The 12624-nt window shown below is 67.6% G+C and carries 12 protein-coding genes; 4 read left to right on the forward strand and 8 right to left on the reverse strand.

The features are described 5' to 3' along the window. The first annotated feature begins 160 nt into the window (after positions 1 to 160). From LQZ85_RS16505 to LQZ85_RS16520, 4 genes are all read left to right on the forward strand, one after another. Entirely contained in the window at positions 161 to 1459 is a 1299-nt protein-coding gene (locus LQZ85_RS16505) for a sugar ABC transporter substrate-binding protein (protein ID WP_056280597.1), read from the forward strand. Between the two features lie 70 nt (positions 1460 to 1529). Next, a complete protein-coding gene (locus LQZ85_RS16510; protein ID WP_053097880.1) occupies positions 1530 to 2435 on the forward strand; it encodes a sugar ABC transporter permease in 906 nt (301 codons plus the stop codon). 5 nt (positions 2436 to 2440) lie between these two features. Beyond that, positions 2441 to 3331, forward strand: a complete 891-nt coding sequence (locus LQZ85_RS16515; protein ID WP_082297903.1) for a carbohydrate ABC transporter permease — start codon at positions 2441 to 2443, stop codon at positions 3329 to 3331. A 2-nt stretch (positions 3332 to 3333) separates the two neighbouring features. Then, complete coding sequence (locus LQZ85_RS16520) at positions 3334 to 5196, forward strand: beta-L-arabinofuranosidase domain-containing protein (protein WP_056280594.1); 1863 nt, start codon at positions 3334 to 3336, stop codon at positions 5194 to 5196. Between the two features lies 1 nt (position 5197). Here LQZ85_RS16520 and LQZ85_RS16525 read toward each other — a convergent pair whose 3' ends face one another. From LQZ85_RS16525 to LQZ85_RS16560, 8 genes are all read right to left on the reverse strand, one after another. Beyond that, the gene (locus LQZ85_RS16525; RefSeq protein WP_056280591.1) at positions 5198 to 5482 is read right to left on the reverse strand and encodes a WXG100 family type VII secretion target; all 285 of its coding nucleotides are present in this window, start codon (positions 5480 to 5482) and stop codon (positions 5198 to 5200) included. Next, complete coding sequence (locus tag LQZ85_RS16530; protein WP_056280588.1) at positions 5482 to 5982, reverse strand: hypothetical protein; 501 nt, start codon at positions 5980 to 5982, stop codon at positions 5482 to 5484. The genes LQZ85_RS16525 and LQZ85_RS16530 overlap by 1 nt, the downstream gene beginning before the upstream one ends. After that, a complete protein-coding gene (locus LQZ85_RS16535; RefSeq protein WP_056280585.1) occupies positions 5979 to 7292 on the reverse strand; it encodes a putative T7SS-secreted protein in 1314 nt (437 codons plus the stop codon). The genes LQZ85_RS16530 and LQZ85_RS16535 overlap by 4 nt, the downstream gene beginning before the upstream one ends. Further along, on the reverse strand, positions 7292 to 7582 hold the full coding sequence (locus LQZ85_RS16540; protein WP_053097891.1) for a type VII secretion target: 291 nt from the start codon (positions 7580 to 7582) through the stop codon (positions 7292 to 7294). Before LQZ85_RS16540 ends, LQZ85_RS16535 begins: the two co-directional genes overlap by 1 nt. A 166-nt stretch (positions 7583 to 7748) precedes the next feature. Beyond that, positions 7749 to 8786: a sugar ABC transporter permease gene (locus LQZ85_RS16545; RefSeq protein WP_082297904.1), complete on the reverse strand. Its 1038-nt coding sequence runs from the start codon at positions 8784 to 8786 to the stop codon at positions 7749 to 7751. Continuing rightward, on the reverse strand, positions 8783 to 9850 hold the full coding sequence (locus LQZ85_RS16550; RefSeq protein WP_053097897.1) for an ABC transporter permease: 1068 nt from the start codon (positions 9848 to 9850) through the stop codon (positions 8783 to 8785). Before LQZ85_RS16550 ends, LQZ85_RS16545 begins: the two co-directional genes overlap by 4 nt. After that, on the reverse strand, positions 9847 to 11454 hold the full coding sequence (locus tag LQZ85_RS16555) for a sugar ABC transporter ATP-binding protein (protein WP_053097899.1): 1608 nt from the start codon (positions 11452 to 11454) through the stop codon (positions 9847 to 9849). The genes LQZ85_RS16550 and LQZ85_RS16555 overlap by 4 nt, the downstream gene beginning before the upstream one ends. Positions 11455 to 11540: 86 nt before the next feature. After that, entirely contained in the window at positions 11541 to 12536 is a 996-nt protein-coding gene (locus tag LQZ85_RS16560; protein ID WP_053097901.1) for a substrate-binding domain-containing protein, read from the reverse strand. Positions 12537 to 12624: the final 88 nt, after the last annotated feature.

Below are 12624 nucleotides of genomic sequence, written 5' to 3' on the forward strand. Positions count from 1 at the left end.
GAGGGTTGACGCGCCCTCCGAAACCACGCTATACCTTTTCGAAAGGGTTTTCGTAACTTTCGAAGAACCTGATCTTCACCCTCATCTCCACTCCCGGCGCTGCACTGCCGAAGCGCCACACCGCACCCGCTCGAGGACGAGCCCAGAGGAGCCCCCGCCCATGAACACCATTCGCACCCACGCCGCACGTCGGGCAGCAGCCGCCGTCATCGCGGCCGGCCTGCTCGTCGGCGGACTCGCCGCCTGCGCACCCGCCGGCGATGACGCCGCCTCCGACGAGCCCATCCCCGCCGAAGGCACCGACGACGGCACGACCCTGACACTGTGGACCCGCGCGCCGATCGAGCGCCAGGCCAAGCTGCTGGTCGACGCCTACAACGACAGCCACGAGAACCAGGTCGAGCTGACAGTCGTGCCCAACGACGACTACGTCGCGAAAGTCGGCGCCGCCGCAGGGTCGAGCGGCCTGCCCGACCTCTTCGCCGCCGACATCGTCTACGTGCCGAACTGGGCGCAGCAGGGCCTGTTCCAGGACATGTCCGAGCAGATCGACGCCCTCGACTTCAAAGACGAGATCAACCCCGGGCACCTGTCGGCCGGCACCGTCGACGGCGCCGAGTACGTGCTGCCGTTCGCCCTCGACCTCTCGATGCTCTTCTGGAACAAGGAGCTCTTCGCCGAGGCCGGCCTCGACCCCGAGAAGGCGCCCGCCACGCTCGAAGAGTTCGCCGAAGCGGCCATGGCCGTGCAGTCGCTGAACAAGCCGGACACCTACGGCACCGCGACCGGCCTCAACTGCGGCGGATGCCTGGTCTTCACCTGGTTCCCCTCCATCTGGGCATCGGGCGACGAGGTCATGAGCGACGACGGCACCGAGTCCCTGCTCGACGGCGACTCGGCTCAGGCCGTCTACGACACGTGGGCGGGCCTCGAAGAGGCGGGTGCGGTTCTCCCGAGCTCGACCGATGAGGCTGGCCCCACCTGGACCGCCGCGTTCAGCGAGGGCAAGGTCGGCGTGATGCCTTTCCCCGCGACGCTGCTCCCCTCGCTCGAGTTCGACGCGGGAGTCGCCGGCATCCCCGGTGTCGACGGCGGCGCCTCGACGTTCGTCGGCGGCGACGGCATCGGCATCTCGAAGGACTCGAAGAAGGCCGCGCAGGCCTGGAACTTCCTCAACTGGATGATGTCCGAGGACGCCCAGGTCGAGGTGCTCGCGAAAGACGGCAACGCCGTCTCCCGCGGAGACCTGGCCGACAACGAGTATGCGGCCGCCGATCCCCGACTGGTGACGATCAACGAGGTCGCAGCCCAGGGCGACACCCCGGTGGCCCTGAACTTCCAGCAGGCGTTCAACGCCCCGGGCAGCCCGTGGCTCACCCTGGTGCGCAACGCCGTGCTCAACGGCGACGACTCGGTGCCCGCCGACAACGAGGAGATCACGGCGATCCTGTCGCAGTGATCATGCGGGGGCGGCGCGCCGCGTCGCCCCCGCATCCCCCCTCGTCAGTCCCCCATCGAAAGAGAACGTGATGACCCAGGCCACACTCCCGCTGCATCGCCGCAGACGGCGCACCGCCTTCGGCGGCCCGGTGCAGGGCTGGCTGTACGCGGCCCCCACGGCGATCTTCGTCGCCCTGCTGTTCATCGTGCCGCTGGTGCTGGTGCTGCAGATGTCGGCCTCGGACTGGCCCCTGCTGAGCGGCAACCAGGGAATCAACTTCCCGGAGAACTATGCGGATGCCGTCACGCACCGCCTCTTCTGGGATTCGATCCGCTTCACCCTGCTCTACACCGTCATCACGACCGTGATCCTGATCGGACTCGGGCTCGGCCTGGCCCTGCTCGTGCAGGAGTCCACCCGCTGGAAGGGGTTCCTGCGCACGGCCTTCCTGATCCCCAGCGCGCTCGGCCTGGCATCCGCGTCACTGCTCTTCTACGTGCTGTACTCCCCCATCGCCGGCCCGTTCGCGAACCTCATGAAGTCGTGGGGCATCACGTTCCTCGGCACGCCGGAGGGCGCACTGTGGTCGACCATCTTCCTGATCGTCTGGCGATACGCGGGCTTCTACATGCTGCTGATGCTGGTGGGCCTGCAGGGAATCCCGGATGACGTCTACGAAGCCGCCCGCATCGACGGCGCGAACCGCTGGCAGACCTTCCGCGACATCACCGTGCCGCTGCTCAAGCCGACCTTCGCGCTCACGACAGTGATGTGCGTGACCGGGTCGCTGCTCGCGTTCGAGCAGTTCTACATCCTCACCAAGGGCGGCCCCGACAACAGCACCATGACCGTCGTGCAGCTCATCTACAACGTCGCATTCCAGGGGCAGAACAGCCTCGGCATCGCCGGCGCCCTCTCGGTGATCGTGCTGCTCGCACTCATCGTCATCAACGTCTTCCAACTGCGCGCGTTCCGCCGCACGGATGAGAGCTGAGAATCATGTCCCAGACGCTGACGCGCACGATCGTCGCTCCGAACCATCAGCCGACCCCGCCGCGCTATCGCTCGAAGGCCGCTCGCGTCGTCCTCGGCATCCCGTACTGGGTGTTCACGACCGCGCTGGCCGTGATCTTCCTCTATCCGCTCATCTGGACCGGCGTCTCGTCGGTCAGCCCGATGGCCGGCACCAGCCAGACCGACGGCTGGGGCTTCGGCAACTACGCGGCCCTCGGCGAATACCAGGCCGGCATCTGGGTGTATCTGGGCAACTCGCTCTTCGTCTCGGTGCTCACCGTCGCGCTCACCCTGTTCATCTCGCTGCTGGGCGGATACGCGTTCGCGCGCTTCTCGTTCCCCGGCAAGAACGCACTGTTCCTCCTCACCCTCGCCATCCTGATGGTGCCGTATGCGACCCTGCTCATTCCGCTCTACGTGATCCTCAATGCGGTCGGCCTGCAGAACTCGCTGGTCGGCGTCGCGCTGGTGATCACGATGTTCCAGCTGCCGTTCTCGATGTTCATGATGCGCATCTCGTTCGAGTCGATCCCGCGGGAGATGGACGAGGCGGCGATGGTCGACGGATGCTCGAGCTGGGGCGCCCTGTGGCGGGTGCTGCTCCCTGCCGTCAAGCCCGGGCTCGTGACCGTCGGGCTGTTCGCGTTCCTCACCGCCTGGAACGACTTCATGGCACCGCTGATCCTCATCAACGACACCAACCGCATGACGCTGCCGCTCGCGGTGGCGAACCTCCGCGGACAGGTGCAGGGCGTCGTCGACTACGGCGCCACCGAGGCGGGAGTCGTCGTGCTGGCGCTCCCCTGCATCCTGCTCTTCCTGATCCTGCAACGACACTACGTGCGCGGCTTCATGTCCGGCGCCTTCAAGGGATGACCATGTTCGACACCACTGCACCGGCCGCCCCGGTGGTTCCCACGCACGGGCGTCTGCGCCCGCTCGGCCTCGACGAGGTGCGCATCACCGGAGGGTTCTGGGCCGACCGCCAGGCCGTCAACGGCACTGCCACTCTCAGCCACATCGAGTCGCGACTCGAGTCCGAGGGATGGCTGCCCAACTTCGACCTCGCCGCCGCCGGCACGCTGCCGGACGGGCGTCGGGGACGCGAGTTCGCCGACTCCGAGATCTACAAGTACCTCGAGGCGCTGGCGTGGGAGATCGGGCGGACGGATGCCGCAGCCGACAGCGACCTCGAGCAGCGATTCCGCCGGGTCGTCGACCGGGTCGCCGCCGCGCAGGAGCCCGACGGGTACCTCAACACGATGTTCGGCCGCGAGGGCCAGGACGAACGCTGGTCTGCGCTGCAGTGGGGGCACGAGCTGTACTGCCTCGGGCACCTGTTCCAGGCGGCCGTCGCCCGCGTGCGCACGAGACCGGATGCCGACGACGGTCTGATCGACATCGCTCGGCGCGCCGCGGATCTCGTCTGCCGCGAGTTCGGCGTCGACGGCCGGGACGCGATCTGCGGGCATGCCGAGGTCGAGGCGGGGCTTGCCGAGCTCGGCCGAGCGCTCGGTGAGCAGCGTTACATCGATCAGGCCGCGCTGTTCGTCGAGCGGCACGGTCGCGGGTCGCTCGGCGAGATCGAGTGGGGGCGCAGCTACTTCCAGGACGACGTGTCGGTGCGCGACGCCGAGGCTCTTCGCGGGCACTCCGTGCGGGCGAACTACCTGTCCTCCGCCGCAGCCGACGTCGCCGCCGAGCTCTCCGACGACTCGCTGCTCGACTCCCTGCGGTCGCAGTGGGATCGCACGGTCGAACGCCGCACCTATGTGACGGGGGGCCAGGGGTCGCACCATCAGGACGAGGCCTTCGGCGACGACTGGGAGCTGCCGCCGGATCGCGCCTACTCCGAGACCTGCGCCGGCATCGGGTCGATCATGTTCTCGTGGCGGCTGCTGCTCGCGACCGGTGAGGCGCAGTACGCCGACCTGATCGAGCGGACCCTGTTCAACGTCGTCGCGACCTCGCCCGGTGACGACGGGCGCTCGTTCTTCTACGCCAACACCCTGCATCAGCGCACGCCGGGGATCCCGGCGGATCCGGATGCCACGTCGCCGCGCGCCTCGTCATCGCTGCGCGCGCCGTGGTTCGAGGTGTCGTGCTGCCCGCCGAATGTGGCGCGCACGTTCGCGAGCCTCTCCGCGTATGTCGCGACGGCCGATGATGACGGCGTGCAGCTGCATCAGTACGCACCGTCGACCGTGCGCACGACACTGCCGGACGGCCGGATCGTCGCGTTCGATGTCTCGACGGACTACCCGGCGAAGGGCGATGTTCGCGTCACGATCACCGAGGATGCCGAGTTCACACTGACGCTGCGAGTGCCGTCGTGGGCGTCGGGAGCAACGGTGCGTGTGCACAGCGGGAATGAGGTCACGGAGCTGCCTGCACCTCCGGGTGCGGTCGAAGTCGCTCGTGCGTTCCGCGCCGGCGACATCGTCGAACTCACTCTGCCGATCGTGGCGAGGACCACATCACCGCATCCGATGGTGGATGCCGTGCGCGGCAGCGTCGCGATCGAACGCGGCCCCGAGGTGCTGGCACTCGAGTCGATCGACCTCGGCGGCGACATCGGCGACGCGGTCGCGGCCGGGGAGCCCGTCGAGCGCGACGGTCACGTGGTGCTGCCGGTGCGCCACCGCTCGACCGGCGAGACGGTCGACGCCCCCTTGATCGCCTATCACGACTGGGCGCGGCGCGGTCCGTCGACCATGCGGGTCTGGATTCCGACGGTGTGAGTCAGCTCCAGAGGTCGGCGACGTGAGCCTCGGCCTCGCGAGTGCGTGCTTGCGCGCGGGCGGCCGCGGTGGCGGCGCTGGTGAGAGCGGTCTGCATGTCGCCGGCACACTCGTTCCATTCGCGGTGAGCGCGGGAGTAGGCATCTTGGGCGGCCCCGGTCCACAGGTGCCTCAGCCCGGTTGCTTCGGCGTCCAGGTCGTCGAGGAGCGCTCGGATCTGCTGCGCGGTGTCGGCCAGCGTCGCGATCGACTGGGCGAGCGGTTCGTGCTCGACGCGGATGCGCATCAGCCGGCGCCCTCTTCGGATTCAGGTTTCGGCCAGCTCAGGTGCAGATCGCGGAGCTCGTAGGGCTGAGACACGTCGTCGGTGAGGAAGTACGTGTAGAAGATGACCGCCGCCTCGTCGGCGGTGAAGACCTCGTGCGGGTAGACCGTGGTGCTGTGGCGACCGTCGTCGTAGTGGATCACCTCGGTGGGCTCGCCTGTGCGGTCGCCGCCGGGCTTGCCGATCGCGTACTGGCGGGGAGTGCCGTCGGCCTCGATGCGGCGCACCTCCAGCGCCAGCGCCTCAGCGGTTCCCGCACACTGCATGTACTCCTCACTGAACGGCATGTCCTCGAGGAGGTCCGCACCTTCGGGCGCACGCCACAGACTGTAGGACCAGAACGTGGATCCGTTCATGCCCTTCAGTGACGCCCGCAGTTGCTCCGGGTACGGGCGGACGTAGTCGACGAAAGGGCCACGGCTCTCACCATTGATCTGGTCGATATGCGTAGGTGTACTCATTTCACAGTCTCCAGGACCACTCGGGTGATCTGTATCGTCTTGCCGTTGAGGGTGGCGGTCGCGGGGCGTTCGGGACTGACCGTGCTGTCGAATCCCTTTTGGGCTGCGTCGCGGCTGCCGGTGCCGCCCTTGACCTCGATGCCGGTGTAGGTCCCATCGGCATTCTCGTAGAGGCCGTCGTAGTAGCGGTGTTGATCTGACGTCGCGTCGGGCTTGTGACGGTACCCGTCGATGGTCGCACGAACTTTATCGTGGATGACCTCGACGCTGCGTCTGTCAGCGACTCGATCCAACCCGATCTTCTCGGTATCGACCCAAGGGCGTTGCCCGTCGCCGTTCCAGTGGCCCTTGATGTCACGGCCCCCGTGTTCAGGGTGGGGTGGCGGGCGCTCCACGATGCGGACCGCATCATCCCCGGTCGCCTCGTTCATCCATCGCGTCCCGGCGTGCCCGGCAGCGGCGAGGCCTGCGCCCGCGACACCCACGCCGGCCCAGGCGAGGCCGGCACCGGGGACGCCTCCAACTCCGGTGATCGCGAGGGCACCTCCGCCGCCGATCATCGTGCCGCCACCGACCACGAGCGCGACTCCGCCGAGGAGTTCGAGGAGGATGTCGGGGTGGTTGATGAGCGCGTTGCCCATCGAGGCGATGAAGTTCAGTTGCTCGATCGCCGGGTTGAGTACGGCGGTCTCGAACATGATCGAGCCGATCGCCCGGACGACTGCCCAGTTCGTCGCGCCTTCGGCCTGCTTCGGCGTCTGCAGGGGCGCGGCATCCGCCGCTGCGTGGATGGCGTTGGCAGCGTCGACGGCGTAGCGATCCAGCACACCCTGTGCGTTCGTCAAGACGTCGACCGCCTGTGCGCGCAGGTCCGCGCCGCCGTCGACGAACGGGACGTCGAGTTCGACGTGTCGCAGGTGAAGGTCGCGTTCCAGCTCACGCACCTTCACCTGGTGCTCCTGGCGTGAGGCGATCGTCGCTGCTTCGGCCTGCTCCCACAGGTCGATGGCGCGTGCGGCTTCGTCCTGCGCCCATCGCAGAGCATCGCCATAGGCCGACAGAGCGGCGGCGCCACTCATCAAGTACTCGCCGCACCTCTGCCATGACGACCGCACGTATTCCGCCCGCTCGAGGTACTTCTCATACGGGTACCCCGTCCACGCGGAATCGACCTCGAGGCCCCGCAACCCGTCCCGAAGGGCAGTGGCGGCCTCGGACCGAGACCGCCACGCGGACGCGACCGTATGCGCCGCGGCATACGAGCCCGGTATCAGCGCGACCGGGTCGTTCGTCGTCCCCAGCTCGGACATCAGTAGTCGCTCTCGGCCCAGATCATCTGGTCGAGTTCGCTGCTCGACGCCTCATCGCCCCGGTCGAACACCTCGGCGGTCTGCCGCAGGTTCTCCGCCACCATGTCGACGTCCGCGAGACGGCGCCCCAGTGCCGTCGTCCATGCGTCGCCGAATCGCGCCACCGCCGCGGTGATCGAGCGTGCGCCCAGCCCCGACGACTGCGCGACCACCGCCGAGCCGAAGTCGCCCCGCAGACTGGCGGCCTTCGTCGCGAAGGCGCGCAGCTCGTCGGTCTCCACATCCGTCATCGCACGCCATCGGTCACGAACGACAACGTTACGTCTTCATATGAGGACGTCACCGACATCCGCAGCTCGAATACCGGTGTTCCGAGATGGGACCTTCAGGGTGCTCAGACATGCGAATGGCCCCACCTCGGTGCGAGATGGGGCCATTCAGGCGATGGAGCGGAAGCTACTCCCGTTTTCGGGTGACCGCCCGCTGCAGCAGCACGAACACGAGCAGGATGCCGCCCGTGATGATCGTCGTCATCTCGGGCGGGATGCCTCCGTCACGCGTGATGAGCACGTTCATCAGACCGAGCACCAGCGCACCGACGACCGAGCCGAGCACGTATCCGTAAGCCCCTGTCAACACGGTGCCGCCGATCACTGCCGCGGCGATCGCGTCGAGCTCCCACCCGATGCCGGTGATGTTCTGAGCGGTGCCGAGTCGTGCGGTGTAGAGCACCGCCGCGAGACCGGCGAGACCGCCGCTGATCACGTAGACGAGCACCTTGGTGCGCTGCACGGGCAGACCCATGAGCAGCGCCGAGCTCTCCGATCCTCCGATCGCGTACACGGTGCGGCCGGTGCGCGTGCGGTGCAGAACGAAGAACGCGGCGGCCACGACGATCACCGCGATGAGCACGGCGGGGGTGATCACGAGGTCGTTGACCTTCGGGCCGTCGATGATCTTCAGCTGGGTGCCGATCCAGCGGATCGGCGACTCCTCACCCAGCCGCTCGGGCTTGGTGCTGAGCAGCGAGGCGAGGCCCCGACCGAGGAACATCATCGCCAGTGTCGCGATGAAGGGCTGCACGTCGAAGTACCGGATCAGCACTCCCGAGACGATGCCGAAGAGCACGCCGATGCCGATCATCGCGACGATCACGGCGAAGGCGTTCCAGCCGGCGTTCGAGAGCATCACACCGGCGACCGACGAGACCGCGATGATCGATCCCACCGAGAGGTCGATGCCGCCCGTGAGGATCACGAAGGTCAGCGCGACCGCGAGCACGATGAGGTGCGCATTGTTGATGAGCAGGTTCGACAGCGTGTTGAACTGCAGGATGCGGCCGTAGGCCACCTCGCCGAAGATCACCATGCCGACGAAGATGACCACCGAGGCGATCGTCGGCAGCACCGAGGGGTTCGCCGTGATCATGCGTCGCAGACGGTCGGCGACGCTCTCCGTCGCCCGAGGGGCCGGAGGGGCGGTCATGACGCTCATGCGGACACCTCTTCTTTCGCGATGATCTGTTCGACCGGGCGGGCTCTGCGTCGCGTCCGGAACCAGCTGCGCACGCGCTGCGACTGCAGCAGACACAGCACGACGATCACGATGGCCTTGAACGCCGGGGTCGCCGACGACGAGACGCCGAGATACAGCACGGTCTTGTCGAGGGTCGCGATGAGCAACGCGCCGACGAAGGCGCCGCTGAGTGAGAACTTGCCACCCGCCAGCGATGCGCCGCCGATGACGACCGCGAGGATCGCGTCGAGCTCGAGCTGGTAGCCGGTGCGGGAGATGTCGACGGTCATGACGCTGCCGACCGACATGATGCCCGCGATCCCGGCGAGGATGCCGCTCATGATGTAGGCCGTGAGCAGCAGTCCCTTCGGCTTGATACCCGCCATGCGGCTGGCCCGGGGGTTGATGCCGATCGCCTCGATCATCAGGCCCAGCGCGCTGCGCCTCACCACCCAGCCGACGGCGATCACGATCAGCACCGCGAGGATGAACACCACGGGGATGCCGATCACGAAGCCGTTCGCGATCCACCGGAACGCATCGTTGGATGCCGTCGTGTTCTGCCCGCCGGTGATCACCTTGGCGATGCCTCGGCCGGCGAGCATGAGCACGAGCGTGGCGATGAAGGGCTGCAGGCCGACATAGGCGACGAGGACGCCGTTGACCGCCCCCAGGATGCCGGTGATGACCAGCGCGAGTCCTACCGCGGCGAGCGCTGCGCCGAAGGAGTCGCCTGCGGCGCTGAGGAACTCCATCGAGACCGCTCCGGCGACGGCCATCAGAGATCCGACCGAGAGGTCGATGCCACCGGTGGCGATCACGAGCGACATCCCGATCGCGATCATCATGATCGGCGCCGCCTGGCGCAGGATGTCGATGAGGTTGCCGACGAGGTTGCCGTTGTTGGGGTTGATCGAGAGCGCGAGGTACGTCGGGTCCTTGATCACGTTCAGGGCGAGCAGCGCGAAGATCGCGACGATGCCCCAGAAGAACGGCTTGTGGATCAGGTCCCGCCAGATGGTGGTGCCGGCTGACGCGGTCATCGCGCTGCCTCCTTGTCGGTCGTGGGGGCGATGCTATCGGGCACGGCGCCGTCGGTGTCGTCGAGCGTCTCGGCAGCGGCCTCGACTCCGTGAGCGGCGATCACATCGACGATCACCTGCGCGGTGACGTCCGGTCCGTTCTGGATCTCGCCGATCTTCCGGTGGTCCTTCAGCACGACGATCCGCTCGGAGAGGCGCACGACCTCTTCGAGCTCGGAAGAGATGAACACCACGGCGACGCCGTCTTCGGCGAGCTCGGCCACCGCCTCCTGGATCTCGGCCTTCGCACCCACGTCGATGCCGCGGGTCGGCTCATCGAGGATCAGCAGCTCGGGCTGCGTGGCGAGCCAGCGGCCGAGCAGCACCTTCTGCTGGTTGCCGCCGGAGAGGTTCTTGATCATCCGGTCGGGGTCGGCCGGACGGACGTTGAACTGCGCGATGTAGCGGTCGACGATCGCATCCTGTTCCTTGCGGCTCATGGGACGCGCCCATCCGCGCTCCGCCTGCACGGCGAGGATGATGTTCTCGCGCACGGTCAGGTCTCCGATGATCCCCTCGTCGCGGCGGTTCTCGGTCGAGAAGGCGATCCGACGAGGCAGCGCATCGGCGGGCGACTTGAGGTCGACCCGGCGTCCATGCAGCTCGATCGTGCCTTCGTCGGTGCGGTCGGCGCCGTAGAGCAGTCGGGCGAGCTCGGTGCGCCCGGAGCCGAGCAGCCCGGCGAAGCCGATGACCTCGCCGGGGCGGATGTCGAGGTCGGTCGCCTCGACCGCTCCGCGTCGTGCGATTCCGGATGCCGCGAGCAGCGGCTTCTCATCGGCCTCGCGCGGCGCGCGGCGGCGGTTGCCTCCGAGCGACTTGAGCGCATCGAGGTCCTTGCCGATCATCTTCGAGATGAGAGCGTGGCGGTCGAGGTCCCGGGTGAGGTACTCACCCTCGTACAGGCCGTTGCGCAGCACCGTCAGGCGGTCGCTGATCGCGTAGACCTGATCGAGGAAGTGCGAGACGAAGAGGATCGCGACCCCCTGGTCTCGCAGTGCCCGGATCACGGTGAAGAGGCCCTCGACCTCGGCGGCGTCGAGGCTGGAGGTCGGCTCGTCGAGGATGAGCACCTTGGCCTTGATCGCCATCGCGCGGCTGATGGCGACGAGCTGCTGCAGCGCGATCGAGAGGGTCGAGAGCGGCCGGCGGGTGTCGAGGTGCCCCAGGCCGAGTCGGGAGAGGGCGTCGGTCGCAGCGCGGTGGGTGGCCGTCCAGTTGATGCCGAACACACCTCGCGTCTCATGACCGAGCATCACGTTCTCGCCGATCGAGAGGTTGGGGGCGAGGTTGACCTCCTGGTACACCGTCGAGATCCCGGCATCCTGCGCGTCGCCGGCGCCGCCGAAGCTGCGCTCCTGCCCGGCGACGACGATCGACCCGGAGTCGATCCGGTAGACGCCGGTCAGGGCTTTGATCAGGGTCGACTTGCCCGCGCCGTTCTCGCCCATGAGCGCGTGGACCTCGCCCTGGAACAGCCGGAAATCGACCTTGTCGAGGGCTTTCACGCCAGGGAACTCGATCGAGATCCCACGCATCTCGACGATGGGCAGTGCTTCGTTCATCGGTGTCTCCTCCTCCGGAAGAGCCCGGGCGGTGCGGCTGTTGCGGCACCGCCCGGGCTCACTGGCTGATCGCTCCGGCGGCGGGGTCAGTACTTGCGGTCGGCGAGCACGGCCTGTGCCGCCTCTGCGGAATCGAACGCCTCGCTGGGGACGACGATGTACGAGTCGACGTCTTCACCCGCGAGAGCCTTCTCGACGACCTCGAGGGCCGTCTCGCCGAAGAGCGGGTTGTACTCGTGCACGTAGCTGAGCTGGCCGTCGGCGAGCGCCTGCATGGCGTTCTTCGTGCCGTCGATCGTGGCGATCTTGACGTCCTCGCCCACCACCAGGCCGGCTTCCTCAGCGGCCTGCGCAGCGCCGAGACCCATCTCGTCGTTCTGTGCGAACACGAGCTGGATGTCGTTGTTCGAGGACTTGAGCATCGTCTCGAAGACGCTCTTGCCCTCTTCCGCCGACCAGTTCGCCGTCTGCGCGTCGAGCTTGGTGAGCGACGAGTCGCCGAGGCCCTCGTCGAAGCCGGTGTTGCGCTCGTTCACGACGCCGACGCCGGCCGGCCCCTCGAGCACGACGTAGTTGCCTCCGTCGGGGAACGTCGCCGCAGCCCAGGTGCCGACCTCCTTCGCGACCTCGACGTTGTCGGGAGCGATGCGGGTGACGTACAGGCTGTCGTCGTCGGGCTCGATGCCGCGGTCGAGCAGGATGACGGGGATCTCCGCCTCCTGTGCGCGCTTGAGCGAGTCCTCCCAGCCCGAGGCCTCGGTGGCCGAGAGCAGGATCACATCGACGCCCTCGTCGACGAACGACGTGAACGCGTCGATCTGCGACTTCTGGTCGAGGTTGGTGGCGGGTGCGTACTTGAGGTCGTATCCGGCTTCCTCCGTGAAGGTGTCCTGGATGTTCTGCTCGTTGGCCTCGCGCCATGCGCCCTCGGGACCGACGGCCACGAAGCCGACCGTGGTGACGTCGTCGCCGTCGCCACCCCCGTCGCCCGAGTCGCCGGTCGAGCAGGCCGCAAGGCCGATGGTGAGTGCGCCGACTGCTGCCAGGCCGAACGCGATGCGAATGCGCTTCTTCGCGGACATTTCTTCTCCTCGTTGAGATGCCGGTGGTCACTCCGGCGGTGGTGGACCAGTCATGGTCCGATCGTGATTGCAGGACACCTGCATCGCA

The sequence above is a fragment of the Microbacterium sp. Bi98 genome, from assembly GCF_918698045.1.
Classification (GTDB): Bacteria; Actinomycetota; Actinomycetes; order Actinomycetales; family Microbacteriaceae; genus Microbacterium.